Below are 26979 nucleotides of genomic sequence, written 5' to 3' on the forward strand. Positions count from 1 at the left end.
GAGGTCCTTGCCGCGGCGCTGGGCGGCGCTGCACGGCTCATCATGCCGGGTCCGCCCGGGGCGGGGAGATCGGCATCCTGCCGGCGAAGGCAGGCCAGACATAGGCGGCCTGGACGAGCACGATCGCCACGGCGAACCCGATCAGCGCCTGGGCCAGCAGCGGAATGATCCCGATGTACTCGGCCATCGAGAGATAGACCAACATCAAGATCATCACCGTCACCAGCGCGCGTTCGGCCATCGGCCCGAATCGGGCCAGGGCGAAGAAGCACACACCCCAGGCCAGGTACCAGCCGTGCAGCACCGCACCGGTCAGGGCCAGCGCCAGCATCGTGCCCACCAGTACCCGCCAGGGGTCGCGCGATCCGTACCGGATCAGCAATCCGATCACCAGCGCTGCCAGCACGAACCGTCCCAGCCACAGCGCCACCGCACCGGGTACCCCCAACTGGGTCAGGACACTCACCGGGGCCGGACTGGGGACCGAACCCGGGGTGCTGAGCGAGTACAGCCAGCCGAGGCCGAACCCGAGTGCGTAGGAGACCGCCACCAGGGTCAGGATGGACACCGCCGCAGTCACCGCCACCGGGAGCAGGCAGCGTCGGGCGTCGGCGACGACCGCGGACCAGCCGCGCCAGTCGGGATCGACCGAGCTGTGGTGCAGCCGCTGGACGATCAGCAGGGCGATCCCCAGACCGGCGAGGGCGGCCGGCTGTTTCACCGCCACGGCCAGTCCCAGCAGCACCGGCGCTCCGAGCAGCGGCCAGCGACCGGCCACCGCCCACCAGAGGGCGGCGGCCACCAACCCGACCATCAGGGCGTCGTTGTGGGCACCGCCGAGCTGGTGGACGACGACGATCGGGTTCAGCAGGCAGAACCATCGGGCGGGCCCCACCGCGACCCCGGCCGCCCGTGCAAGTCGCGGCAGACACAGACCGAGCAGGACGACTCCGAGCACTGCCGGCAGCCGCATGGCCACCACCCCCCAGTAGGGATGGAAACCGGTCACACCGGCGGCCAGCCAGGTGGTGATCAGGTGCAGCGCCGGGTAGACCGCGGTCGACCCCTGCCAGACCCCGTCCACCTGGTCGGAGTACGGACCCGGCAGGGCGGACAATCCGACCAGGTAGGGATTCGCTCCCTGCTGGACGGTCCAGGCCTGATCGGCGTACAGGTAGGGATCGTTCGACATCACCGGCGGTACGAACAGCAGCGGCAGCGCCCAGAGGCCGAGCACCGACCAACTGTTGATCGGCCGGGTCGAGCACATCTCCGGCCGTAGCAGCAGCCAGCCGAGCACACTCAGCAGCACGCCGACGACCACCGCTGTCTGACCGGTCTGCAGGGGTATGGGCAGGAGGCCGAACACCGGGCTGGTCGTCGGCAGGAAACCCGGGGTGAACATCGCCACCCCGAGGACCAGACTGCCGAGGAGACCGACCAGCACACCGGGCACCCAGCTGGGCGTGACGGGCGGGGACGGGTGCTGAACCGACCGGGGTTGGGCTGCGGACATCGGGCCCATCATGGCAGAGCCCGGCAGCGCCTCGAGCGATCCAACGGCCGAGGCGCGGTGATCCCGGCTCAGCCGACCTCTGCCCGGACCGTTTCGGCAAACGAGGTGTCGCCGAAATCGAAGTCGTCGGCGAGCAGCTTCGCCGGTACGGCCCGTTGCGAGGCCAGCAGCAGTTCGTCGACGAAGTCGGTGCCCATCAGCACCCGGATCGGCAACAACGGGGTGGGGATGATCGCCGGACGGTGGACCGCCGCGGCGAGGGTACGGGTGAACTCCCGATTCGTCACCGGCGTCGGGGCGGACAGGTTCACCGGCCCGGAGAGCTGGGAGCCGAGCAGATGCACCTGGGCGCGGACATGGTCTGCCAGGGAGATCCACGGCATCCACTGCCGACCCGACCCCAGGCGTCCGCCGGCACCGAGCCGGAAAATGGGGGCGAGCGAGCCCAGCAGCCCGCCGGATCCGGAGAGCACCAGGCCGGTCCGCAGCGACACCACCCGCACCCCGTTCGGGGCGGTTGCGGCCAGCTGCTCCCACTCCTCGACCAGGTCGGGCAGGAATCCCTCGCCCCGGACATGCTCCTCGGTCAGTTCGGCGTCACCGGCGGTGCCGTAGTAGCCGACGGCCGAACCGCAGAGGAAGGTCTGGCACCGGGGTGCGTCGGCCAGTGCGGCGACCACTGCGGAGACTGGCTCGATCCGCGAGCTGCGCAACAGCTCGCGGCGCCTGTCGGTCCACGGCCGGCCCGCGATACCGGCACCGGACAGGCAGATGACGGCATCGACGTCGCTCAGTCCCGGTCCGTCGATCCAACCCGATCCCGGCTCCCACTGGCGCTGCCCCGGCTGCTCGGCCGGATGCCGTACCAACTGCACCGGTTCGTGCCCGGCCTGGCCCAGGGCCTGCAGCAGGGCCGTCCCGATCAGGCCGGAACCACCGGCCACGGCCACCCGCAGTGTGCGCTGCTCATCCATGGCTCGACCCTACGTGCCCGGACCGACATCGCCGGCCCACGGGATGAGGGACCGGACAGGAAAAGGCGCATGGCGCCGGACCGTGCGGTCCGACGCCATGCGCCGTGTTCACCCGGGATCACCGGGTTTCGGGTCAGCTCAGTGGCTGTGCCCGGCGGGTTCGTCGTCGTCCTCCGGCTTCTCGGCCACCAAGGTCTCGGTGGTGAGCAGCAGGGAGGCGATCGAGACCGCATTGGCCAGGGCCGAGCGGGTGACCTTCACCGGGTCGATGACGCCGGAGCCGATCAGGTCGCCGTACTCACCGGTGGCGGCGTTGTAGCCCTCACCGGGTCCCAGCTCGGCAACCTTCGAGACCACCACGTAGCCCTGTTCGCCACCGTTCTCGGCGATCCAGCGCAGCGGCTCGACGACCGACTTGGCGACGATCCGTACGCCGACGGCCTCGTCACCGGTCCGGTCGGTCTTGTCCAGCACCTTCGCAGCGTGGATCAGGGCTGCGCCGCCGCCGGCGACGATGCCCTCCTCGATGGCTGCCCGGGTGGCCGAGACCGCGTCCTCGATGCGGTGCTTGGTCTCCTTCAGCTCCACCTCGGTGGCCGCACCGACCTTGATCACGCAGACACCGCCGGCGAGCTTGGCGACCCGCTCCTGCAGCTTCTCGCGATCCCAGTCCGAATCGGTGTTCTCGATCTCCTTGCGCAGCTGCGCCACCCGTCCCTCGACCGCAGCGGCATCGCCGGCACCGTCGATGATGGTGGTGTCGTCCTTGGTGACGATGACCCGACGGGCCCGCCCCAGGGAGTCCAGACCGACCTGGTCCAGCTTCATCCCGAGATCGGAGGTGATCACGGTTCCGCCGGTCAGGGTGGCGATGTCCTCGAGCATGGCCTTGCGGCGATCACCGAAGGCCGGGGCCTTCAGTGCGACCGAGGAGAAGGTGCCCTTGATCTTGTTCACGACCAGGGTCGACAGCGCCTCACCCTCGACGTCCTCGGCGATGATCACCAAGGAGCCGTTGGCCGCGATGACCTTCTCCAGAACGGGAAGCAGGTCGTTCATCGAGCTGATCTTCGTCTGCGAGATCAGGATGTAGGGATCGTCCAGGACGGCCTCCATCCGATCGGTGTCAGTCACGAAGTAGGGCGACAGGTAGCCCTTGTCGAACTGCATACCCTCGGTGAACTCGAGCTCGGTGCCGAAGGTCTGGGACTCGTCGACGGTGATCACACCGTCCTTGCCGACCTTGTCGAAGGCATCGGCGATCAGGGCGCCGATCTTCTCGTCCCGGGCCGAGATGGTGGCCACATGCGCCATGTCCTGGGTGGTCTGCACCTCACGAGCATTGTTCTTCAGCTCGTCGGTGACAGCCGCCAGGGCGGCATCCATGCCCCGCTTCAGGGCGATCGGGTTGGCGCCGGAGGCGACGGCCCGCAGGCCTTCGTGCACCAAGGCCTGGGCGAGCACCGTGGCGGTGGTGGTTCCGTCACCGGCGATGTCGTTGGTCTTGGTGGCGACTTCCTTGGCCAGCTGGGCGCCCATGTTCTCGTACGGATCGTCGAGCTCGACGTCACGGGCGACGGTCACGCCGTCGTTGGTGATGGTCGGCGCGCCCCACTTCTTGTCCAGCACGACGTAGCGGCCCTTCGGGCCGAGCGTCACCTTGACTGTGTTGGCGAGGATGTCGACGCCACGCTCCAGTGAGCGCCGCGCCTCCTCGTCGAACTGAAGGGTCTTTGCCATGGTGTGGGATTCCCCTTACTTGTTGACGACCGCGAGGATGTCGCGGGAGTTGAGCAGCAGGAGGTCCTTGCCGTCGTACTTGACCTCGGTGCCGCCGTACTTGCTGAAGATCACGACATCGCCCTCGGCGACATCGGACGGGATGCGGTTGCCCTTGTCATCGACCCGGCCCGGACCGACCGAGAGGACCTTGCCCTCCTGCGGCTTCTCCTTGGCGGTGTCCGGAATGACCAGGCCTGAAGCGGTGGTCTGCTCGGCCTCCAGCGGCTCCACGAGCACGCGGTCCTCGAGCGGCTTGATCGTTGCCACGACTAACCCCTTTCACGGGTGTGAATGTGTCTGTCTACCTGTCGACCCGACGATGTCGTCGCGGGTGCCACCACCGGATCTTGTTGGCACACTCCCACGGAGAGTGCCAACTACGAATCTAGGCCCTGATTAGCACTCGGTCAAGCCGAGTGCCAAAGTATCGAGGTCCTTCGTCACAGCCCACGTCCGAGCAACGATCGACGACCGGCAAGCATTCCGGGCAGCCGTCAGAGCCGGTCCACCACGACCGCCACCGCACCCTCCGCGGTCGGGGTGAGGATCAGCGTGGCTGCACCCGTTCCCCGGGGACGCAATCGACGACGCAGTTCGGCCGGGTCGACCTCCACCCCTCGCTTCTTGATCTCCACGGTGCCGATCCGATGCTGCCGTACCCAGGACCGCAACAGCTTCTCCTTCAGCGGCAGCACCTCCCGTACCTGGAAGCTGCGTGCCCAGGGTCGACCCTCCCCTTCACCGGTGAGATAGGCGATGCCCGGGGACAGGCGCGCCCAGCCGTGGGCCGCAGCCAGGCTGTCGACCGCCCGGGCGGCGATCACCGCCGGGTGCGGTTCATGGATCCGGTCCTGCAGCGCCGACAGCGGAGCCGGGCCGGCCGCGGTTGGCCGGAACTCCTCGGCCGTACCGTCGGCGGCCAGCAGCGTCACCGCACGCCGCCCGGGATCGGCCAGCCGCCCGGTGAGGACGGTGAGCTCGACCGCGTCGTTGCCGATCCCGACCCAGTGAGCCTGCCAGTCGTCGGCGAGCAGATCATGGGGTGCCCCCGGACCCAACTTCACACAACCGCCCGGCGCCCGGTCGAGCAGGGCCGTGACCGTCGCCCACGACGGTGACAGGTCTTCGATCCGCCAGCTGCGCCGGGCCCCGGCCCGTCGGGCTGGATCGCAGTAGACGAGCTCGTCGGTGAGGGTGAGGTCGGCGCCATCGGCCCGTTCCACCTCGACCCCGAGGTTGGCCGAGGCCAGGACCGCGGTCACCGGGTCCAGCTCGACCGGGCGTATCCGCAGCCCCGCATCGAGCAGCGCGAGGGCATCGATCCCCAACCCGCAACCGAGATCGGCCACCTTCGCTGCCGGTGCCGCAGCGGCGATCAGACCGGCTCGCCACCGTGCCAGCACCGGCCGGGTCGCCTGTTGCAGACCCGCATCGGTGAGGAACAACCGCTGCGCCAGCGGCCCCAGTTTCGTCTCGCCCTTGCGGCGCAACGCGATCTGCTGCAATGCCGCAGCCGCCAGATCGGCGGGGAAGTGGGTACGCAGGGCCGCGGCCGCAGCCAGTGACGTCGGATCGGGCTGCGCGGCGGCCACCGCCAGGGCCCGGGCGCCGTCTTCGCTGACCAGGAGTTCGGCGGTGGGCTGATCCATGTCTCCGAGACTAGGGCCACCACGACCGGGGCCACCACGACCGGGCCACCGACGGAGCAGCCGCCCTGAGCCGATAGGCGACCGCTAGCCTGAACCCGGTGAGTCCCCTGATGTTGATCACCTGCTGCGCCGTGGTGATCCTCGGCGCGGCGCTGCAACGTGTCGCCGGGATGGGCATGGGGCTGGTCGCCGCACCGATGCTGACGTTGTTGCTGGGTCCGCTGGTCGGGGTGACGATGAGCAATTCCGTGGCGGTGGTGGCGGCGACCCTGGTGATGCTGGCGACCCACCAGCACGTGGACTGGCGACGGTGGCTGCAGATGGCGCCCCTGCTGTTGATCGGGACGGCCGCCGGCACGCTGGCGGTCGACCGGATCAGCATCGCCTGGTTGGACGTGCTGGTCGGGCTCAGCGTGCTGCTGGCATTGTTCGTCAGTTTCCTGATGGCACGGACTGCGACGGTACGGGGTGGTCGCCCGCTCGCCATGGGCGCCGGTTTCGCGGCCGGTTTCATGAACACCACCTCCGGTGTCGCCGCGCCGGCGCTGACCGCCTACGGACTGGCGATCAAATGGGAGCAGCGCTCGTTCGCCGCCACCTTGCAACCGACCTTCCTGGTCGCCAACGTGGCCTCACTCGTGGCCAAGGCCGGAACCGGTGCCGTGCCGCTGACCAGCCTGCCCGCCTGGTGGGCGACCCTGATCCTGCTGGCGGCCGTCCCGGTAGGGGTGTTCATCGGTCGGGTGCTACACAGCCGTACCCCGGTCGCGGTGGCCCGCGGGCTGGGGGTCGCGATCGCCCTGATCGGTGGCGTGGTGGCCGCGGTACGTGGCTTCATCGCGATCTGAGGCCTGTGATCCGAGCCTGTGATCCCGGGGCCTGCGACCTCAGGCCTGCGATCAGCCGAGGCCCGTGATCAGCCGACGGCGGCCGCTCGGTCGGCGGCACAGTCGGCACACCACCCCCAGAACGTCACCTCGGCCTCGTCGATCACGAAACCGGGGGTCTGTTCCGGTCCCAGACAGGGTGCGGTGCCGATCTCGCAGTCGAGGTCGACGATCGTGCCGCAGCCGCGACAGACGAGGTGGTGGTGATTGTCCTCGGTCTGCAATTCGTACCGCGCAGGCGAACCCGCCGGTTCCACCCGGCGGACCAACCGGGCACCGTGCAGCACCCGCAGGACGTCGTAGACGGCCTGGGTGGAGACGGCGGTCCGCGAACGGACCGTGGCCAGGATCTCGTCGACCGACTGGTGAGGTTGATCGTGCAGGACCTGCAGGACGGCAGCGCGCGGACCGGTCACCCGAAGGCCGGCGTCACGGAGAATCGCTGCTGTGTCCACGCCCTCCATGGTACGCCCGAACTGGAATCACTCCAATCTGAGGGCAGCCTCCGAGTGTCCGACCGTGGGTGACCGGCCGATCAGGGGGTCCGGGGCAACAAGGCCGCCTCGGCCCGACCTTCCGCGCTGACCGAACCGATACCGATCGCAGCGAGGAAGACCGTCGGTGAGCTCACCTCGGTGACGACCCGGATCCGGGCATCGGCGACGCTCACCCGGCCTTCGACTCCGGCATCACCGAGTGCCTGCCGGGCGGCATGGCCGGCCCGCGCGGCGTCGAACGCACCCACCAGACTGCCGGCCGCACCGGCATCGGCACCGGCTCGCGCTGCTTGCAGGGCGATCGCCTCGGCCCGTTGTTGGGCGGCGAGCTGCCGGCCGCCGTCGACCACCAGCCCCAGCAACAACACCACCATCGTCATCGACGAGGCCAGCAGCACACTGGCCGACATACCGCGCTGATCCCGAACCGGTCGCCACCGGCTGCTCCGGCGGTTCATTCCCGCCCCCGGTACCGATCCAGGGCCGCGGCTCCCTGCTGCTCGACGATCACCGTGCCCAGCGGCAGCCCGAGATCCGCGGTCCGCAAGCGGCAGGCGACACTCACCCGGACCTGGGCGGGTTGTCCTGCCGGTACGGCGAAACCCGAGGTGTCGACGACGACCGTGACGCCTTCGCAGCGCAGCCCCGAACTGGCGAGATTTGCCTGCGCCACCGAGGTCGCATCGGCCCGGGCGATCGCCGCGCTGCCGGCCAGCGAGGCCGCCCTGGCGGCCGAACCGGCGCTGGCCTCGACCGCCGTCGTGGCCAGCGCGTACCGCGACCAGACGACCACCATCGCGAGCAGCGCGACCAGGACCGGGAGCAGGATCACCGCCTCGGTCGAGAGGGCGAAACCGCGCTGAGTTCGACGGCGCTTCGATCGCGGCACGAGCCGGGTGCCGGTCATCGGCCGACCACCCGTTCCCGGGGCATGGTCGCGGTCTCGCTGATCACACCCACTCCGGGAAGCAGCACCACCGACGGGGCGACGCCCCGAACGGTGACCCGTACCTCGGTGACCCCTCGCTGGACCTCGATGCTGGCGTGTTCCAGCCCGCCGCGTTCGGCGATCCGCTCACCGGCCGAGGTGGTGATCGCGGCGTCGTGGCCGCGATTGTGCTCCGCGGTCAGCTGGGCGGCGGCGAGGGCGGCATTGCGCGCATGCCAGAACGCCGCGAGCTGGACCAGACCGATCACCAGCAGCAGGAGCAGCGGCAACAGCAGGCTGGCCTCGACCGTGTGCGCCAGACCGCGTTCATTGCGTCTGCCCATGGTGACTCCCTCGCCGGTGCATCGAGTCTCCCCCGAGGACGCCGCGGTGTCCATGGATCCGGCGAGTTGTGAACAGGGATTCGGCGAACCGACCCGGCCCCTCACCTGCGTGATACTCGGGGTGCGGCCCAGGCCACGACGATCACCGTCACCGCGGCCCCGCCGTGCATCACCCGGTCGGCCGACGGTCGCCCCGCCGCGACGAGTCGGGTCAGATGGAGATCCGGGTGACCGGCAGCCCGGGGTCGGCGCCGAAGTCGAGACCGGAGGGTGCGATGCCGGCGGCGGCGAGCCGGGCGCCGACGACGGCGATCATCGCACCGTTGTCGGTGCACAGTCCGGGACGGGGCCGGCGTACCTCCACCCCTGCCTGGGCTGCCCGTTCGGCCAGCAGCGACCGCAGCCGCGAGTTGGCAGCCACCCCACCGCCGATCACCAGGGTGGAGATCTGCTGCTCGGTGCAGGCGTCGATCGCCTTCGCAGTCAGCACATCGGCAACGGATTCCTGGAAACCGGCCGCGACATCGGCCACCGGGATCTCCCTGCCCTCGAGTTCGGCGGTCTCCACCCAGCGCGAGACCGAGGTCTTCAGGCCGGAGAAGGAGAAGTCGAAACGGTGCCTTTCCAGATCGCGCCGCGAGGTCAGGCCGCGAGGGAACCGGATCGCCTTCAGGTCACCCTCGGCAGCGGCTGCGTCGATCACCGGACCACCGGGGTACGGCAGCCCCAGTGCCCGGGCGACCTTGTCGTAGGCCTCCCCGGCGGCATCGTCGATGGTCGAGCCGATCGGCGTGATCGAACGGGTGAGATCGTCCACCCGCAGCAATGAAGTGTGGCCACCGGAAACCAGCAGCGCCATCGACGGTTCCGGCAGCGGACCGTGGTCGAGGATGTCCACGCCGACGTGACCGACCAGGTGGTTCACCCCCCACAGCGGTTTGCCGGTGGCCAGCGCCAGCGCCTTCGCCGCGGCGATGCCCACCACCAGCGCACCCATCAGACCGGGACCGGCGGTGACGGCGATCCCGTCGAGTTCGGACAGATCGACATCGGCGGCGGCCAGCGCCCGCTGCAGTGTCGGGCGCAGCGCCTGCAGATGGGCACGGGAGGCGACCTCGGGGACGACTCCACCGAAACGGACGTGCTCGTCGACGGAGGAGGCGACCTCGTTGGCGAGCAGTTCACCGCCGCGGACGATCCCGACCCCGGTCTCGTCGCAGGAGGTCTCCAGGCCGAGGATCAGCGGCTCACCCATGTTCCCTCCCGGTTCCGGTTCGATCGCACACCGGTCGGTTCATGATCACCGCATCGATGCCCCCGGGATAGTAACCGCGACGCCTCCCGATCTCGCTGAATCCGAGCCCGGCATAGAGTTTGCGGGCGGGCAGGTTGTCGGCGGCCACCTCCAACCACAGTTCGTCGACCGTGTCCGGCAACCGGCCGGCCGCCTCGTTGATCAACAACTGCGCGATGCCCTGACGTCGGTGATCGACATCGACGACGATCCGATTCAGTTCGGCGACATCGCTGATCCGAATGGCGATCACCCCCGCCACCGACGGGCCGGTGGCCTCGGCCAGGCGGACCAGCCGGTCCTCACCGTCCACCTCCTCGGACCAGGCACGTTCGGACCATCGCTGGGCCGCGGGAAATCCGGTGAGCTCCAAGTCCATCAGGGCCGGAAGATCGTTCGGGCCGACGGCCCTGGTTGCGAGTCCGGTCCGTTGTGGATCGACCGGGTTCGGCAGTACTCCCGGGTTCGTCGGTGCGCTCGGGTTCACTGCGGACCTCGCAGACGGATCCGACCGGCGCGGTTGACCAGCGTCGATTTCCGACTGGTGGGGGTCACGGCATCGGCTTGGCGCAGGTAGAGCGGTTCGGGCCCGACCTCGGGGAGTTCGGCACCGATCCGGGCGAGCACCCCGGCATCGATCCTCACCGGTCCGCCCGGAACCGGTTGCCGCTGTGGGGCAAGTGCTGTCCCTGGCCCGGTCACCGGCAATTCGCGCAGGTCGTCGGCCGGCCCCACGGCAGGCCCCTCGAGGCGTACCCCGTCGGCACCGTAGCGGGCCCAGTAGACCTCCTTGCGGCGGGCATCGGCCAGGACCAGGAAATCGGCCGGCGGGTCGATCACCGTGGCCGCGACCGCATCCAGTCCGCAGACCGGGCGGACCTGCGCGCCGACGGCCTCGGCCAGCGCCAGGGCGGTGGCGATCCCGACCCGGAGTCCGGTGAACGGCCCCGGCCCCATGCCGACCACGATGGTGTCGAGATCGGCCGCGGTCACGTCGGCCTCGGCCAGCGCCTCGGCGATCAGCGGCGTCAGCCGTTCGACATGTTGCCGGGAATCGTCGAGCCAGCGCGTCGCCCGTACCTCCCCATCGACAGCGACCCCCACGGCCACCGCAACCGAGGTGTCGATGCCGAGCACGACCCTGCGGCGTGAACCGGTCGGTTCAGACATGTTCGGCCTCACCGATCCGGGCAGCCAGGTCGCGCAATCGCTGCCGGTCCCAGCGTTGTCCGACCGGTTCGGCCAGGACGGTACGCGAGTCATCGGCCTCGACCAGGAAGTCGAGCTCGAGCCGCTGTGGCGCCAACTGTTCGGCCAGCCCCCGTCCCCACTCGATCACGGTCAGCGAACTGCCGAGAGAAGCCTCCAGGTCCAGATCGTCGAGTTCGGCCGCCGATCCCAGCCGGTAGGCATCGACATGCACCAGATCCGGATGCGAGGGCCCGGTGCGGTGGATCCGGGACAGCACGAAGGTCGGCGAGATGACGTCCTCGCCGACACCGAGCCGGTCACCGATCCCCTGGGTCAGGGTGGTCTTGCCCGCACCCAGCCCCCCGGTCGCGATGATCACGTCACCGGGTTCGGCCAGATCGGCCAGTTCCCGGCCCAGGGCTTTCATCGCCTCGGCATTCGGTACGCGGATCGCCACCGGCAGGTCGGTCACCCAGACCCCGCCGTCGGCGTGCTCCTCGGCCAGCCGGTACCCGCGCCGCTGCCACCATCGGGCCAGTTCGGGGAACTCGGATCGGACGAACAACCGGGCAGAGCGGAACCCCGCCCGGGCGGCCAGGCCCTGGGCCCCGGCGACCATCTCCGAGGCCAGGCCGTGACCCTGGAACTGCGGGTGCACCGAGACCCGGGTGAGGACAACCTCGCCCTCCGGGGTCGGTGCCAGGACGATCCCGCCTGCCGGACGGCCGTCGACCCGGGCGATCACCCCACTGCCCTCGGCCAGGGCGGCCGCGACGCTCTGCGGGGTCTCCGACAGCGCCGCCGGCGGCGGGTCGACCGGTCCACGGGCGGCGAAGGCGGCATGCATCACCGACACCAGGTCGGCGGCGTCGGCCGGCACCGCCTCGGCGATCTGCAGACCGGACCGGCCGATCTCCGGGGTGGTCGAACTGTCTTCGGGCACCGGACGATTGTAGTGCGCGCGGCAGCCCCGGCAGGCGAGGTACGAACAGCGGCCGCAGGTACCCGAAACTGCACGCAGCTGAGCCGCCGACCAGAACCGCGGCCACCGACGTGGCAGCATGTGGGCCAAATGCCTCTGACTGCCGATGAGATCGAGCGCAGTGCCCTCGAGATCCTGGACCGCTACGGACTGGGCGACCTGTCCATGCGCCGGATCGCCACCGGTCTCGGGGTGGCGCCGGGGGCCCTGTACTGGCATGTGGCCAACAAGCAGCAGTTGCTGATCGGGCTGGCCCGGCGCATCGTCGGTGACCCCGAACCGCTCGACGGGCCGTGGCAGAGTGCTGTCGGGCAGTGGGCGCGGTCGTTGCGGTCGCGGCTGCTGGAACATCGCGACGGTGCCGAACTGGTTGCCAGTGCCGTGGCGCTGGCCGATCCGGTGGATGCCGATCATCCCGACGCCCTGGCGCCGGCGGCGTCGCTGGGTCGTCTGCTGGTGGCGGCCGGGATGTCGGCCGGCGACGCTGTCGCCGCGGCCGACACGGTGCTCCATTTCACCCTGGGCCAGACGATGGCCTGGCAGTCACGCGCGCAGTTCCGTGAGCTCGGGATCACCGGCCCGGGTGCGGTGAGCGACAGTTTCGACCTCGGGTTGGAACTGATCATCGACGGGATGCAGAATCGGGTCTCGACGACCCAGCGCTGAACGGTGTTGCCGAGTCGTCATCTCGAATTGGTGAAGCTGTCGGCTGGCTGACGTCGGTTGTCGGATCCGGTCGGGTGAGGTGGTGGATGTGAAGGTTGCCATCGTGGCCGAATCGTTCCTCCCCCAGATCAACGGGGTCACCCACTCGGTGCTCCGGTTGCTGGAGCACCTGCGTGATCGCGGACACCAGGCGATCGTGCTCGCCCCGGCCACCACCGGGCGTACCCCACGGCGCTATGCCGGATTCCGGGTCGTGTCGTTGCCGTCGGTGCCGGTGCCGGGCTATCCCTCGGTGCGGGTGGCAGCGACCCCGCAGTGGGTGCTCGAGCGCGAACTCGCCGCCTTCGCCCCCGACGTGGTGCATGTCGCGGCGCCGTTCGTGATCGGCAACTCGGCCCTGCTGGTGGCCCGGCGACTGGGACTGCCCAGCGTCGCCATCTATCAGACCGAGATCCCCAGCTATGCCGCCCGGTACGGTCTGCCGCAGGCCGAGCCCTTGTTGTGGCGATGGGTACGCACGGTGCACCAACTCGCCACGCTCACCTTGGCGCCATCGCGGTACGCCCGTGAACAGCTGACCGACATCGGGGTGCAACGGGTCGGCATCTGGGGCCGCGGTGTCGACTCCGAACGCTTCGACCCCCGCAAACGTGACCCGGCGTTCCGCCGCCGGTACGCACCCCACGGTGAACGACTGATCGGCTATGTCGGCCGGCTGGCCAGCGAGAAGCAGATCGAGGATCTGGCCGTGCTGGCCGATCTGCCGCGGACGAGGACCGTGGTGATCGGTGACGGGCCGCGGCGCGAACAGTTGCAGCGGGCCTTGCCGCGGGCGAGGTTCCTCGGGCAGCTGACCGGTGAGGCCCTGCCCCGGGCCATGGCCTCCCTCGACCTGTTCGTCCATCCCGGTGAGTTGGAGACCTTCTGCCAGACCATCCAGGAGGCCCAGGCCAGTGGGGTCGCACCGATCGCCCCGGCACGTGGTGGACCGTTGGACCTGATCGACTCCAGTCGTACCGGTTGGCTCTACGAACCCGGAGACCTCTCCCAGTTGCGCGCCCGTGCCCGTGACCTGCTCGGTGATGATCACAAACGTTCGCGCTTCGGCGCCGACGCCCGGGCGGCGGTCGAACACCGCACCTGGCCGCTGATGTGTGAGCAGTTGCTCACCTTCTACGCCGAGGCGATCTCGGAGCACCGTTCGACCAGGATCCGCTGAGCCGACCGCACGGCTGGGTATCCGTGCAGCGACGGACCCGTTGCAGGCACCGGCGTCGGCAGGGTCGGCGCCTGCCGAGATGCCGGTGGACCGGAACGCTCGCCGACAGCAGTCGAGCAGGTGTTCAGTCGGTCCGGCGTGCCTTGGCGAACAGGCGTTCCAGGGCGTTGTTCACCTCGGTGTCCTTCTCGATCATGGTCTGGTGACCCGCGCCGTCGAAGATCAGCAGATCGGCCTCGGGAATCGCTTCGGCCAGCACCTCGGTGTGGGCGTAAGGCGTGATCGGGTCACGTCGTGAGCCGACGATCAGCACCGGCACCCGGCAGATGATCGGCAGCGCATCGTGTTCGTCCAGTTCGGTGAAGGCGGGATAGAAGTCGGCGGCGTTCTCCAACGGGAACCGCTGCATCATCGCGTTCACGAACTCGATCTTGCGCTCGGGCACCCGGTCGGTACCGAAACCGATCCTCCGAGTGGCCAGATAGGCGACATCGTTGCCTCGGCTACGGGCTGCGGTGACCACACCGGGCGCCCGCCGCAGGACCGCGGCGAGCCGCGGCACCACCGCGCTGAAGATCGGACCGGGGACACCGGGGATGATCGAGATCTTGGCCATCTGTCCGGAGCTGGTGTTCAGCAGTCCGACCGCGCGTACCTTCCTCCCCGGTCCGAACCATTCGGGTCGACGTCTGGCCAGGTGGAGGATGGCCATCGCTCCCATCGAGTGTCCGACCAGGATGATCGGTCGCTCGGCGGCGGTGGCGGTGATCACCTGCTCCAGGTCGGCACCCAGCTGCGGTACCCGGTCCAGTTCCGGAGCCGAGGTCTGGGATCGCCCGTGTGAGCGTTGATCGAAGAACACGCTGCGATACCTCCCGAGGAAGCGTCGCCGCTGGAAGAACCAGTTGTCCAGATTCAGGGCGTACCCGTGCACCCAGACCACCGTCGGTCGGTCGGGGTGGCGAGGGGCCTCGTCGATCTCGACATGCAGGTCGACACCATCGGGGGTGGTGATCGTCGTCGCGTCGGAGTGCAGCCCGAAGTACTCCTCACTGGAGCGGTCCAATCCGCGCAACCGCCGTCGGGTGATCACGGTGGCGGCGGTGACCGCGCCTCCGGCGGCGACGAGACAGGCTCCGACCAGCCGTACCGGCATCGAACGCCGGCGCTTGCCGAACCTGTCACCGCGGTCACCCATCGGACTCCTCTCCTGCCACCTTCACGATGATCATCGATCGAGGCTCACCCGGGGTACGCGGAGCCCGATCCGGGTGACGATCTCGTAGCCGATGGTGCCGATCTGCCGAGCCCAGTCCTCGGCCCTGGGACCGGCCGGATCGCCGAACAAGGTGACCTCGTCACCGGGACGCTCCTTCGCCTGCGGCCCCAGGTCGACGATGAACTGGTCCATGCAGACGCGGCCCCGTTGGGGAACGATCCGGTCACCCACCCGTACCTGGATCCGGTCACTGCCGGCGACCGGGATGCCGTCGGCGTACCCCAGCGGGACCAGCCCGATGGTCGTGTCCCGGTCGGCGGTCCAAGTCAGCCCGTAGGAGACCGATTCGCCTGCTCGCAACGGTTTCACCGCGATCAACTGCGCCCGCAAGCGCATCGCCGGACGAAGCTCGACTCCGACCGAGGACGCAAGCTCACCATCGGCGGGATCGATGCCATAGGCGCCGATGCCCAGTCGGACCAGGTCATAGCGGATCCCGGGGGTGCCCAGGGCTCCCCCGGTGTTCGCCAGGTGTCGGTACGTCGGCCGCAGGCCGGCCCGGTCGGCGATCGCCAGCGCCTGTTCGAACTCCTCGGTCTGGGCGGCGATGCTGCGATCTCCCGGCAGTTCACCGCTGGCCAGATGCGACCAGATGCCGACCACCTCGATCCGGCCGCTGCGCTCCAGCTCCCTCGCTGCGGCGCACAAGGAGGCCCACTCCTCGGCCGGTGAACCGTTGCGGTGCAATCCGGTGTCGATCTTCAACTGCACCCGGGCCGGGCGGTGCAGCGAGGCCGCCTCGGCCACTCGGTCCAGCTGGGACCTGCGATGCACGGTCAGGTCGATGTCGGCGACCACGAACGGGGTGAGATCGGTCTGCTCGCCATAGATCCAGGCCAGGATCCGGCCCGTGTCACCGGCCTCCCGCAGGGCCAGCGCCTCCTGTGGCGTCGCCACCCCGAGCCAGGCGACTCCGGCCTGCCGCAGCGCGGCGGCCACAGTGGTCATGCCGTGGCCGTAGGCGTCGGCCTTCACCACCACCATCGTCTCCGCCGGTGCCACCAGCGCGCGGATCGCGGCCACATTGTGCCGCAGGGCGTCGAGATCGATCACCGCCGAGGCGGTACGCGGGTCGATCAGGCCGGCAGCGGTTGTCCGTTCGCTCGGTACGGGTGCGGCAGTCATCGATCGATGATCCCTCTCCTGGTGAGTGTCTCGGGGAAGAAGCGTGCCAGATCCTGGGGCGGGTACGGGCCAGGGTGGGCAGCTGCGGTGATCGCCTGCAAGGAGGCGGCGGCCGCGGCCGCGGCCGCCGGGTCCAGCCCGGCGGCCAGCAGGGTGCCGCAGACCCCGGCGAGCACATCGCCGGATCCGGCCTGGCCGGTCCAGGCGGGCCCGGGGATGGCGAGGTGAACCTGGTCGGCATCGGGGGTGAACACGTACTGGTTGGCGCCCTTCAGCAGCACCGTAGCGCCGGTACGGTCGGCGACCGCCCGGCCGGCGGCGATCGGGTCCTGCTCCACCGATCTCCGGTCGCTGTCCAGCAACCGGGCGAGTTCGCCGGCGTGCGGGGTCAGCAGCACGCCGCGGTGCACCCGGCGCTGCCCAAGTGCGGACAGGGCGTCGGCGTCGATCACCGTCGGCAGTTGCTGGTCGAGGATCTGCCCGACCCGTTCCTCGGCATCGGTGCGATCGCCCCATCCCGAACCGAGCAACCAGGCCTGCACCCGTCCCTCACCGAGGGTGACGTTGGGCAGGGCACGGACGATCTCCGCCCCGTCGGCCCGTCCGACGTAGCGGATCATCCCGGCCCCGGACCAGGTGGCGCCGATGCAAGAGAGGACGGCCGCTCCCGGGTACCGCTGCGACCCGGTGTCGATGCCCAGGACCCCGCGGGAGTACTTGTTGTCGCTCGGGCCGGGTACGGGCCAGGAATTCGCCAGGTCGGCCTGCGTCCAGGCGGCCAGAGTTGCCGCTGCCGGTGGGAGGTCGATACCGATGCCGGCGACCTCGACCGCACCGCAGTGCGGGCCCGCCGGGCCCAACAGGTGGCATTGTCGATACCCGCCGAAGGTGACCGTGGAGTTCGCCCGGATGCTGGTGCCGGTGAGCTCACCGGTGTCGGCATCGAGCCCCGAGGGAAGGTCCACGGCCAGCACGACCTGGGCTCCGGCGTTCGCCGCTTCGGCGAGCCGGGCCGGGTCACCCTGCAACCCCGGACGAGCGCCGATGCCGAACATCGCGTCGATGATCAGACCGGGAGCACCGGCGATCCATTGCAGTGCTGCATCGACGTCCAGGAACTCTCCACCTGCCTCGGTGAAGGCGGACCCGGCGGCCTCGTCGCTGGTGCCGAGCACCGCGCAGGCACGTACCCGCTCCCCGGCCGTAGCCAGGCGCTGACCGGCCCAGAGCCCGTCGGCACCGTTGTTCCCGGGGCCGACCAGGATCAGCGTCCCGGTCGGAGAGCCTGCAGCAGGCTGCGTTCCGGGCAGGTGGTCGCGATCACCGCCGCGCAGGTACGTGGTGGCCGCCTTCGCCACCGCATCGGCCGCCCGCTGCATCAACTCGCCGGTGGCCAGCTTCGGGCTCGCCTGCTCGGCGGCTCGGATCTGCGCGACGCTCCATGCGTACCTCATCGTTCCATCTTCGCCCATGGCGCAACCGGGAGGCGGGCGACGGCCCGGGGGATGCGCGAGCTCGGCGGGGCACCTCGGTCGCCGGGCACGCCCGGGCGTCAGCCCCGATCGATCAGACAGTTGCAGGTCGCGACGAACCCACCGGCACCTAACCCACCGGCACCTCTCGCCCCACCGGCACTTCTCGGCCCACCGGCACCCTCAGCCCACCGGCACCCCTCTCGGCCCACCGGCACCTCCCACCGGTCCAGACGATCTCCACCTTCCGGGCCTGCACCTGCTGATGGCTCGACGTGCCCCGGGACCGGCGAGCGTCCGGATCGATCCCGAGACCTCAGGAGTCCAGTCGCTCGCAGATGACATAGGCCGCTGCGATCCCCGCGTCGTGGGAGATCGACAGATGGACCCGATCGACACCGAGTTCGGCGGCGCGGGCCGCGACCGTACCGCTGATCAGGAAACTGGGCCGACCATGGTCATCCTTGGTCACCTCGGCGTCATGCCAGCGCAACCCACCCTCGGACAGCAATGCCTTCGCCAGTGCCTCCTTGGCCGCGAACCGGGCCGCCCGCGACGACAGCGGCAGCGCAACCTCGGCCGGCGTCAGCCAACGGGCGGAGAAACCCGGACGGCGTTGCTCGGCCGCCGCATAGCGATCGATCTGGCAAACGTCGACACCGATACCGATGATCATGATCCGACCCGCAGCTGGTGATCAGCCGACATCGGTCGCACCGATGATCACTCGACGGTGACCGACTTGGCCAGGTTCCGCGGCTGGTCGACGTCGTGGCCCTTCAGGGTCGCCAATTCGCAGGCGAACACCTGCAACGGCACCGTCGCCACCAACGGCTGCAACAGGGTCGAGACCTTCGGCAAGGTGATCAAGGTGTCGGCGTACCCGATCACCTCGGTGTCCCCCTCCTCGGCGAGCACGATCGTCCGCGCACCACGGGCCCGGATCTCCTGCACATTGGAGATCACCTTGTCGTGCAACTGATCCCGGCCCTTCGGCGGCACCACGACGAAGACCGGCAGGTCCTGCTCGATCAAGGCGATCGGACCGTGCTTCAGCTCGCCGGCAGCGAACCCCTCGGCGTGGATGTAGGCCAGTTCCTTCAGCTTCAGCGCACCCTCCAGCGCAACCGGGTAGCCGGCATGCCGACCGAGGAAGAGCACCGAGGGTACGTCCACCAGGTCGCTGGCCAGCTTCATCACCGCACCAAGATCATTCAGCACCTTGGCGATCGCGTCCGGGGTGGCTCGCAGATCCTCCAGCACATTCGCGATCTCGTCGCCGAAGAGTGTTCCCCGCTCCTGGGCGAGGTAGAGACCCAGCAGATAGCAGGCGACCACCTGGGTCAGGAATCCCTTGGTGGAGGCGACACCGATCTCCGGCCCGGCGTGGGTGTAGATCACCGCGTCGGACTCCCGCGGGATCGTCGAACCGTTGGTGTTGCAGATCGCCAGCACCCGAGCGCCCTGCTCACGTGCGTGCCGGATCGCCATCAGCGTGTCCATGGTCTCGCCGGACTGGGAGATCGCCACCACCAGGGTGCGGGAGTCCACGATCGGGTCGCGGTAGCGGAACTCGCTCGCCAGCTCGACCTCACAGGAGATCCGGGTCCAGTGCTCGATCGCGTACTTCGCCACCAGACCGGCATAGTTCGCCGTCCCGCAGGCGATGATGATCACCTTGTTGATCTCCCGCAGGTCGCCGGGCGAGATCGTGGACTCGTCCAGCTTGATCCGCCCCTGCTCGTTCAACCGGTCCAGCAGCGTTGCCGCCACCGCCCCCGGCTGTTCGAAGATCTCCTTGCGCATGAACCAGTCGTAACCGTCCTTCTCCGCCGCGGTCAGATCCCAGTCGACGTGATAGGCACGGGTCGGTGCCGGGTTTCCGTCGTAGTCGGTGACGATCACCTCATCGGCGGTGATCTCCACCATCTGGTCCTGACCGAGCTCGATCGCCTCCCGCGTGTACTCGATGAAGGCGGCGACATCGGAGGCGACGAAGTTCTCCCCCGTACCGACTCCCACCACCAGAGGCGAATTGCGGCGGGCAGCCACCACCCGGTTCGGCTCGTCGGCGTCCAGCGCCACCAGGGTGTAGGCACCCTGCAGCCGGCGGCAGACCTTGCGCATGGCCTCGGCCAGGCTGAACCCGCGGGAGACCTCGCGTCCGAGCAGCAGCGCCACCACCTCGGTGTCGGTCTGCGAGATCGGGTGCAGTCCGTCGGCTGCCAGTTCAGCCGCCAGCTCCGCGTAGTTCTCGATGATCCCGTTGTGGATCAGCGCGACCCGGCCGTTGCCGTTGCCCTCCCGGCCGATCCCGGTGTGCGGGTGGGCGTTGACGTCGGTGGGGCCGCCATGGGTCGCCCACCGGGTGTGGCCGATCCCGGCGGTACCGTACGGCAGCGGATGCGCCTCCAGTTCCTCGGCGAGGTTGGCCAGCTTGCCGGCCTTCTTGGCCCACCGCAGCTCACCGTTGTCGACGACGGCGATGCCCGCCGAGTCGTACCCGCGATACTCCAGCCGTCGCAGACCACCGACGAGCACCTCCGGAAGGGCCCGCGGGCCCACATAACCGACGATTCCGCACATGGGCGGCAGGATACCTGCACCGGCCCAACCGAGGACGAATCGCCGGCCGAATCAGGAGGTGCGTTCGAACTTGGTGACCGTGACATCGGTCCGCAGGGAGTCGGCCGCCTCCTGCATCGCCTCGCAGAACTCGTCGGCCTTGGTCTGCCCCGTCGTCAGCCGCGCCATCTCCGACTGCAGCGCCTGCTGCAGCCCGGGGTACCAGGGGACGGTCGTGGACAACACGTTGACGATGTTGTCACCGGCCGCGCGGGTCGCCCTGGCCATCGATTCCAACCCCGACGGCGGGTCGGTCAGGTTCTCCCAGGCGCCCTTCACCGCGGCCAGGGTCTGGGTCCGGGCGGTGAACTCCTGGCTGGCCTCCTCGCTGAGCAGGATCCGCAGGTACTCCAGTCCGCCCGGCTTGTTCATCGCCGCCTCGCCGATCACGTACCCGGCACCGGTACCGCCGAAGATGGTCTCGTAGGGCATCTCGTCGTCCTCGGCGGACGGGTGCGGGGCCACCTTCATCTCGAAGGTCATCGGTACGGTCGAATCGAGGTCACGCTCCAGCCAGGAGCCGCTGGGCAGCATCGCCGCCCTGCCCTGAGCCCATTCGGTCCGGCTGGTCGACAGGTCGAGTTCCTCGGATCCGGAGAACAGGAAGCCCTGGTCGTACAACTCCTGGAACTGCTCGGCGGCCAGCAGCAGATTGTCATTGGTCCAGCTCTCGGGGGTCAGGTTGTCGATGTCCAGGGCCACCTGGTTGCCACCGTGCTTGATCGCCGCGGTCAACACCATCACGCCGAGCTGCTCGGTGTTCAGACCCGGATGGATGATCGGCGCCAATCCGGTCGACTTGATCGTGTCGCACAGGGCCAGGAACTCGTCCCAGGTGTTCGCCGGTGACCACCCGTTGTCGGCGAACAGGGTGTTCGAATACCACCAGCCCCACATGTGGAAGGCATAGTTCAGCACCCGCATCGTCCCGTCGAAGGACCCGAGCTGTTCGGTTCCGGGCATCAGCTGATCGCGTACCTTGGTGTTCGGGTCGTCGATCGTCGGCGCGTCGAGCAGGACCGACAGATCGGCCAACCGATTCGCCTCCACCAGTGCGGGGGTGGACATCGCCGCGACCGGCATGCCGGTGCCGGCCTCCTCCGACATCGCCTTGTTCTCCACCACATCCGGGGGATTGCCCGCGTCGAAGCGCGGTTGCACATCGGCTGCGACATTCGCCGTCACGGTCAGCGTCGCGACCTGCCCGCCGGCCCAGGTGTTGTACATGCCGATCTGGTGATCGGCATAGGAGTTGGCCGGGTCGGTACCGAAAACCACGGCGGCCAGCGCTGCGGCCTTGTCCACCCCGAAGGGATTCTCGGCGGTGCGTTCCTCGGTGCCGGTCGGCGTCGTCGTCGGTGCCGGCACGGGTAGCCGCGTGCAGCCCGTCAGGCCACCCACCGCCAGCGCGGCGAACGCACCACGGAGCAGGCTCCGTCGACTCAGCCCGCTCGCATCGCCCATCCGTACCGTCACCTTTCGTCATTGCGGCCGACCGGTCGTGAACCGATTCCCCCGGCCGGAGAACATCCGGTGCATCGAGCCATCTGGCTCGGTGCACCCACACCTCGCGGACCCAACCGGCGCCCACGGGTGGACGATCGATTGCGGCGGCGCGAGCGTGAATACCGTACCCGGTGCCGCGGGCACCTGCTGGGCCCAACCCGCCCCGCGCGGTCTGCCCGGTTCCGCAGGTCCGTTTCGCCGTTCCGCCGCCCGCTCGTCGATCCGATCCCTCACCACCCAACCCGACCCTGCAAGTACCACTCCAACTGCTCGCGTCCACCACCCCACCGACTGGTCCACTCGCCCCCCTGTTCATGCCCGACCCGCGAGTCCAGTACCCGACCCGCGCGTTCAGTACCCGACCCGCCCGTCCAATGCCCGACCTGCCCATCCACTGATGCAACTCGCGGAAAACGGGCTCTTCACGAACGAGGGTGTAGTCGGTTGCGCGCGTCGGTGGCGGGGTAGGGGTCGAGGTCTCCCGGATGATGGAAGTTCTTCACGCTTGCCATCCCGAAAGACCTCGACTTGCTCCACCCTACGTTCGCAACCCCTGACCTGACCACGTTCTGCCGCCTTGATGAGCTCGGGCTCGTCGCTGTCGGCCAGTTGATCGAGCCGGACCGGGCGACGATCGAGTGCCGGCCAGTGGAGAGACAGACCCGTGGTGTCGGAAATGCGGGGCTGAGGGCATGCCGAGAGACACGGTGACGCGTCGGCTCGCGCATGAGCCGTTCGGGCACCGGCCGACCACGCTGCTGGTCCGGGTGCGTCGGTACCGGTGCGCGCACTGCCGACGGACGTGGCGGCAGGACATGACACGCGCCGCCGCGCCACGAGCGAAGATCTCCCGCCTCGGCTTGGAGTGGGCACTGCGGGGCATCGTCATCGACCACCTCGCCGTGACACGTGTCGCCGCGGGCCTCGGCGTGTCCTGGAGCACCGCGAACACTGCGGTGCTCGCCGAGGGCAAGCGTCGACTCATCGACGATCCCGCCCGGTTCGACGGGGTGACCACGATCGGTGTCGACGAGCACGTCTGGCGACATACCCGCCTCGGCGACAAGTACGTGACCGTGATCATCGACCTCACCCCCGCGAGGAACAAGACGGGCCCGGCGAGGCTGCTGGACATGGTCGAGGGACGCTCGAAGGCGGTGTTCAAGCAGTGGCTCGCCGCCCGACCTTCGGACTGGTCGAAGCGAATCGAGGTCGTCGCGATGGACGGGTTCGCAGGCTTCAAGACCGCCGCCGCCGAAGAACTCCCCGACGCCGTCCCGGTCATGGATCCCTTCCACGTCGTCCGTCTCGCCGGCGACGCGTTGGACCAGTGCCGACGACGCGTTCAGCAGGACCTGTTGGGCCGCCGCGGGATGAAGAACGACCCTCTCTACAAAAGCTCGCCGCACCTTGCACACCGGCGCCAGCCTGCTCACCGACCGTCAGCGGGCACGACTGGACGCGGTGTTCGCGGTCGAGGAGCATGTCGAAGTCGAAGCGACCTGGGGCATCTACCAGCGCATCGTCGCCGCCTACCGTGAGCCCGACAAGAAGAAGGCCAAGCAGGCCATGCAGGCCGTGATCGACACGATCACCAGCGGGGTTCCCGCAACGCTGGTCGAGATACGCAAGCTCGGCCGCACGATGAAGCAGCGCGCCGCCGACATCCTCGCTTTCTTCGACCGGCCCGGAACCAGCAACGGGCCGACGGAGGCGATCAACGGCCGGCTCGAGCACCTCCGCGGCTCCGCGCTCGGCTTCCGAAACCTCACCCACTACATCGCGCGTTCGCTGCTCGAAGCCGGCGGCTTCAGGCCTGCGCTACACCCTCGTTCGTGAAGAGCCGGAAAACGACGCTTCACCGCGCAATCCGCCCCCTCCAGCGCCCGAAATCGACGATTCATCGCCACCACCCGTCGTTTCCCGCGCCCTGCACCGCCCATCCCGCGTGAGCGTCACCCGCCTTCGGCAGGATGATCTCGGCCGAGGCCCCGGTACCTGTTCAGTACTCCTCGACTTCACTACCCCTCGACTTCACTACCCCTCGACCGGGACGGGGCTGAACGGTCCGACGACTCCCGAAGCCGAGTCCATGCCGCCCGTCGGTCGATCGCGGCCGAACACCCCACACCCGCGCCAACACCCCGGCTCCGAGCCCCGTAACGCAACGCTGACAAGCGCAAACCCCTGGCATCCGCCTGATCGGGATCACCGGAAAACGACGTCTCATGACGCGATCCACCCCCGCAGGCACCAGAAAGCGACGATCCGTCACCACGAACCGTCGTTTCCCGCGTAATCCAGTCCCCAGGGCCCGATACCGCTGCCGCGTGCGAGGCCCGTCATACGCGCGGCGACCGAAGACGGCACCCGGCTCCTACCGATCGCGGCTGCACACCCACCAGCCACCGACGCCACTCACTCCGCAGCGATCGGGTCAGGTCATGGACAGACTCCGCCCACGGTCGTAACCGATTGGCGGTCCGCATCACCACCTGCGCCGAGATGCGAAGGACCGCGCTCGACCAGAAGAGCGTCTCCCGGAAAACGACGCTTCATCGCGCAATCCGCCGCCTCAGGCACCCGATATCGACGATTGACCACCGCCACCCGTCGTTCTCCGCGTGCCGCCGGAGGTCCCGGGTGAGGATCCCCTCGCCACCGGTACCGATCACCTCGTCGGTGACCAGATCCACCGGTCCGTCACCGCGACCCACCAGGTTCCGGCACCGAAGGCGCCGGTGCACAGTGACTCACCTCACAGCATCAGGGCCCGCCAACCGATCATCGCGCTCGAATGTGCTGTGCACACTGGTGCAGAATGGCCTCATGAGCGAAGTGGCCACCGACCGGTCGTCGCCTACCGGATCGGGAGCTACCAGCCCTTTCGTCCAGTTGCGGCGCGAGGCGTGGGCGCGCTTGGCCTACTCGACCCCGATGACCGTCGACGAGCAGACCCTGGCCGAGCTTCGGGGAAAGGGCGACCCGACCAGCCTGACCGATGTCGTCGAGGTCTACCTACCTCTGACCCGGCTGATCTCCAAGTACGTCGAGCACACCGGTGATCTCTACACCGCGAGCAACAAGTTCCTCGGGTTGTCGGTGCGCCGTACCCCGTTCGTGATCGGAATCGCAGGCTCGGTCGCCGTCGGCAAGTCAACCACCGCCCGATTGCTCAGGCAGTTGCTGGCCGACCTGCCGCAACATCCGCGGGTCAGCCTGGTGACCACAGACGGGTTCCTCTATCCCAATGATGAGCTCGAACGCCGAGGCCTCCTGCATCGCAAAGGTTTCCCCGAGTCCTACGATCGGCGCGCGCTGCAACGTTTCGTGGTCGACGTGAAATCGGGCCTGCCGCAGGTGTCCGCCCCGGTGTACAGCCACCTCGTGTACAACATCCTTCCGGACGAGAAGGTGGTCGTCGAGCAACCCGACATCCTGATCGTCGAAGGGTTGAACGTGTTGCAGCCGGCAGGCATCCGTAGTGACGGCACCTCCGGACTGGCGCTGAGCGACTTCTTCGACTTCTCCGTGTATGTCGACGCCGCGGTCGAGGACATCCGCCAGTGGTACATCGACCGGTTCCTGATGTTGCGACAGACGGCCTTCCGGAACCCGTCGTCGTACTTCCGTCGGTACGCCGAGCTGACTGCCGAGGAGGCCGTCGAGGAGGCCACCGGGATCTGGAGCCGGATCAACGGCCCGAACCTGGTGAACAACATCGCACCCACCCGCGGTCGGGCCACCGCGATCCTCCGCAAAGGCGCCGACCACGGCGTCGAGTGGGTGCGGATCCGCAAGCTCTGACGCGGATCGCTCCGGCGGAAGCCGCCGCAGGGGACGGTCAGGATCAGCTGTACCTGGGCCCGGTCACGCCGTACGGCGCCTGCACGGTCCGCAGCCGGTCAATGACAAGGCCTCCGGTGCGGGCTGCTTCTCAGGACGGGTCCAGTGCGGAGATGCCGCTCACCCACGCGTCTTGTCGGCGCTCGGAGTCTTTGCGGAATCCGACGTTTGGTCACCGCAAGAGGTGGTGTGGACCGCGCCGTCAAATGGGGCGCGGCGCCCCGCCCTACCGCCAACCGTCAGATTCCACAGATCCGTCGCCGGACCCGTTTGTCCACAGATTCCGTCGATCGGGGCACAGCAGCAGGTCGAGTTCCCATGCTCCCGACATGAATGCCGAAACCACGCATCTCCTCGCCACACAACGGTTCATCGACCTGGGAGAACGTCCCGATCTCCGGCGTACGGTCGAGCATCTGTCACGCCATAACCTGCTGGTGAAGGTCCTGCCCAACATCTGGAGCACGCCAGAGCTCGCGGCCAGAGCGGACGTGCGCGCAGCGGCTGTCCAACAACGCCATCGCGATGCGGTCCTGATCGGTGACACCGCCGCGTGGCTGGTGCTCGACGGACCGGCGCCGGCGGTGATCGAGGTGTCGGTCAGCGGCCATCTCCGTCCGCAACAGGGGTTCAGGTTCAGCGAGAAACAGGTGCCGGTCGAGGACATCGTGGTGCTGCACGGGCTGCGGGTACATTCGCCCGCCGGCACCGCTGTGGACCTGGCTGCACGGGACAACGGCGCAGCGATCGACAATGCTCTTCGTCTCGGCCGCGCACAGTTGGAGGGTCTCCACCGGGTGATGGGATCCATTCGCGGCCGTCGAGGCAACCGTCGCCGGCGGGAGATTCTGGCGGATTCCCGGGACGAACCGTGGTCGGCGGCCGAACGGGTGGCACACCGCCTCCTCCGGGAAAGCCAGCTGACGGGTTGGGTCACGAACCGACCTATCCTCACCTCGACCGGCCGCTACCTCGCAGACCTCGTCTTCTCCGTGGCGAGGCTGATCGTGGAGATCGACGGTTACGCGACCCATGGGACGCGGAACGCGTTCGAGAGCGATCGAGAACGCCAGAACGCGCTGGTGCTCGACGGCTGGCGAGTCCTTCGCTTCACTTGGCGAACCCTGACCAGCCAGCCCGATGTCTTCCTTGCGCAGATCCGCCATGCCTTGGCGAACTGACGTGCATCCCAACCGA

24 protein-coding genes and 1 pseudogene are annotated in these 26979 nt (G+C 68.8%); 6 read left to right on the forward strand and 19 right to left on the reverse strand.

From position 1 onward, the window contains the following. Positions 1–40: 40 nt before the first annotated feature. The 5 genes from mptB to CLV29_RS09345 form a co-directional block, all read right to left on the reverse strand. Positions 41–1516, reverse strand: coding sequence for a polyprenol phosphomannose-dependent alpha 1,6 mannosyltransferase MptB (mptB, locus tag CLV29_RS09325; protein WP_133754622.1), 1476 nt, complete (start codon positions 1514–1516; stop codon positions 41–43). A 68-nt stretch (positions 1517–1584) separates the two neighbouring features. Further along, the gene (locus CLV29_RS09330; protein ID WP_243831814.1) at positions 1585–2490 is read right to left on the reverse strand and encodes a TIGR01777 family oxidoreductase; all 906 of its coding nucleotides are present in this window, start codon (positions 2488–2490) and stop codon (positions 1585–1587) included. A 138-nt stretch (positions 2491–2628) separates the two neighbouring features. Further along, positions 2629–4230 (reverse strand): chaperonin GroEL, encoded by a 1602-nt coding sequence (gene groL, locus CLV29_RS09335; protein ID WP_133754623.1) that lies wholly within the window; start codon positions 4228–4230, stop codon positions 2629–2631. Positions 4231–4245: 15 nt separating this feature from the next. After that, entirely contained in the window at positions 4246–4539 is a 294-nt protein-coding gene (gene groES / locus CLV29_RS09340; protein WP_133754624.1) for a co-chaperone GroES, read from the reverse strand. 227 nt (positions 4540–4766) lie between these two features. Next, complete coding sequence (locus tag CLV29_RS09345) at positions 4767–5921, reverse strand: class I SAM-dependent methyltransferase (protein WP_133754625.1); 1155 nt, start codon at positions 5919–5921, stop codon at positions 4767–4769. Between the two features lie 98 nt (positions 5922–6019). Between CLV29_RS09345 and CLV29_RS09350 the strand changes: the two genes are divergently transcribed. Continuing rightward, the gene (locus CLV29_RS09350; protein ID WP_133754626.1) at positions 6020–6769 is read left to right on the forward strand and encodes a sulfite exporter TauE/SafE family protein; all 750 of its coding nucleotides are present in this window, start codon (positions 6020–6022) and stop codon (positions 6767–6769) included. Positions 6770–6837: 68 nt separating this feature from the next. Here CLV29_RS09350 and CLV29_RS09355 read toward each other — a convergent pair whose 3' ends face one another. From CLV29_RS09355 to tsaE, 8 genes are all read right to left on the reverse strand, one after another. Next, entirely contained in the window at positions 6838–7272 is a 435-nt protein-coding gene (locus tag CLV29_RS09355; protein ID WP_133754627.1) for a Fur family transcriptional regulator, read from the reverse strand. Positions 7273–7343: 71 nt separating this feature from the next. Next, positions 7344–7715: a pilus assembly protein TadE gene (locus CLV29_RS09360; RefSeq protein ID WP_133754628.1), complete on the reverse strand. Its 372-nt coding sequence runs from the start codon at positions 7713–7715 to the stop codon at positions 7344–7346. Positions 7716–7759: 44 nt separating this feature from the next. Beyond that, positions 7760–8212 (reverse strand): pilus assembly protein, encoded by a 453-nt coding sequence (locus CLV29_RS09365; RefSeq protein ID WP_133754629.1) that lies wholly within the window; start codon positions 8210–8212, stop codon positions 7760–7762. After that, complete coding sequence (locus CLV29_RS09370) at positions 8209–8577, reverse strand: TadE/TadG family type IV pilus assembly protein (RefSeq protein WP_166649199.1); 369 nt, start codon at positions 8575–8577, stop codon at positions 8209–8211. The genes CLV29_RS09365 and CLV29_RS09370 overlap by 4 nt, the downstream gene beginning before the upstream one ends. A gap of 211 nt (positions 8578–8788) precedes the next feature. Then, positions 8789–9832: a tRNA (adenosine(37)-N6)-threonylcarbamoyltransferase complex transferase subunit TsaD gene (tsaD, locus tag CLV29_RS09375; protein ID WP_133754631.1), complete on the reverse strand. Its 1044-nt coding sequence runs from the start codon at positions 9830–9832 to the stop codon at positions 8789–8791. After that, positions 9825–10250, reverse strand: a complete 426-nt coding sequence (locus CLV29_RS09380; RefSeq protein ID WP_133754632.1) for a GNAT family N-acetyltransferase — start codon at positions 10248–10250, stop codon at positions 9825–9827. Before CLV29_RS09380 ends, tsaD begins: the two co-directional genes overlap by 8 nt. A gap of 104 nt (positions 10251–10354) precedes the next feature. Next, positions 10355–11041 (reverse strand): tRNA (adenosine(37)-N6)-threonylcarbamoyltransferase complex dimerization subunit type 1 TsaB, encoded by a 687-nt coding sequence (gene tsaB / locus CLV29_RS09385; RefSeq protein ID WP_133754633.1) that lies wholly within the window; start codon positions 11039–11041, stop codon positions 10355–10357. After that, positions 11034–12005: a tRNA (adenosine(37)-N6)-threonylcarbamoyltransferase complex ATPase subunit type 1 TsaE gene (tsaE, locus tag CLV29_RS09390; protein WP_208292822.1), complete on the reverse strand. Its 972-nt coding sequence runs from the start codon at positions 12003–12005 to the stop codon at positions 11034–11036. Before tsaE ends, tsaB begins: the two co-directional genes overlap by 8 nt. A 129-nt stretch (positions 12006–12134) precedes the next feature. Between tsaE and CLV29_RS09395 the strand changes: the two genes are divergently transcribed. Further along, entirely contained in the window at positions 12135–12710 is a 576-nt protein-coding gene (locus tag CLV29_RS09395; protein ID WP_166649200.1) for a TetR/AcrR family transcriptional regulator C-terminal domain-containing protein, read from the forward strand. A gap of 88 nt (positions 12711–12798) precedes the next feature. Then, the gene (locus CLV29_RS09400; protein ID WP_133754634.1) at positions 12799–13929 is read left to right on the forward strand and encodes a glycosyltransferase family 4 protein; all 1131 of its coding nucleotides are present in this window, start codon (positions 12799–12801) and stop codon (positions 13927–13929) included. Between the two features lie 124 nt (positions 13930–14053). Here CLV29_RS09400 and CLV29_RS09405 read toward each other — a convergent pair whose 3' ends face one another. The 6 genes from CLV29_RS09405 to ngcE all read right to left on the reverse strand — a co-directional run bounded on the left by CLV29_RS09405 (position 14054) and on the right by ngcE (position 21894). Then, complete coding sequence (locus CLV29_RS09405) at positions 14054–15127, reverse strand: alpha/beta fold hydrolase (RefSeq protein ID WP_133754635.1); 1074 nt, start codon at positions 15125–15127, stop codon at positions 14054–14056. 30 nt (positions 15128–15157) lie between these two features. After that, positions 15158–16333 (reverse strand): alanine racemase, encoded by a 1176-nt coding sequence (gene alr, locus CLV29_RS09410; protein ID WP_133754636.1) that lies wholly within the window; start codon positions 16331–16333, stop codon positions 15158–15160. Continuing rightward, on the reverse strand, positions 16330–17787 hold the full coding sequence (locus CLV29_RS09415) for an NAD(P)H-hydrate epimerase (RefSeq protein ID WP_166649201.1): 1458 nt from the start codon (positions 17785–17787) through the stop codon (positions 16330–16332). The genes alr and CLV29_RS09415 overlap by 4 nt, the downstream gene beginning before the upstream one ends. A 334-nt stretch (positions 17788–18121) precedes the next feature. Further along, positions 18122–18481: a holo-ACP synthase gene (locus tag CLV29_RS09420; RefSeq protein ID WP_133754638.1), complete on the reverse strand. Its 360-nt coding sequence runs from the start codon at positions 18479–18481 to the stop codon at positions 18122–18124. Between the two features lie 47 nt (positions 18482–18528). Beyond that, a complete protein-coding gene (gene glmS / locus CLV29_RS09425) occupies positions 18529–20391 on the reverse strand; it encodes a glutamine--fructose-6-phosphate transaminase (isomerizing) (RefSeq protein ID WP_133754639.1) in 1863 nt (620 codons plus the stop codon). 51 nt (positions 20392–20442) lie between these two features. Then, on the reverse strand, positions 20443–21894 hold the full coding sequence (gene ngcE, locus CLV29_RS09430; protein WP_133754640.1) for an N-acetylglucosamine/diacetylchitobiose ABC transporter substrate-binding protein: 1452 nt from the start codon (positions 21892–21894) through the stop codon (positions 20443–20445). Positions 21895–22464: 570 nt separating this feature from the next. Here ngcE and CLV29_RS09435 point away from each other — a divergent pair. From CLV29_RS09435 to CLV29_RS09445, 3 genes and pseudogenes are all read left to right on the forward strand, one after another. Beyond that, positions 22465–23775: pseudogene (locus CLV29_RS09435) on the forward strand (ISL3 family transposase). A 990-nt stretch (positions 23776–24765) separates the two neighbouring features. Beyond that, entirely contained in the window at positions 24766–25743 is a 978-nt protein-coding gene (gene coaA / locus CLV29_RS09440; RefSeq protein ID WP_133754641.1) for a type I pantothenate kinase, read from the forward strand. A 245-nt stretch (positions 25744–25988) separates the two neighbouring features. Next, the gene (locus CLV29_RS09445; protein WP_166649202.1) at positions 25989–26963 is read left to right on the forward strand and encodes an endonuclease domain-containing protein; all 975 of its coding nucleotides are present in this window, start codon (positions 25989–25991) and stop codon (positions 26961–26963) included. Positions 26964–26979: the final 16 nt, after the last annotated feature.

The sequence above is a fragment of the Naumannella halotolerans genome (assembly GCF_004364645.1).
GTDB classification, from domain to species: Bacteria; Actinomycetota; Actinomycetes; order Propionibacteriales; family Propionibacteriaceae; genus Naumannella; species Naumannella halotolerans.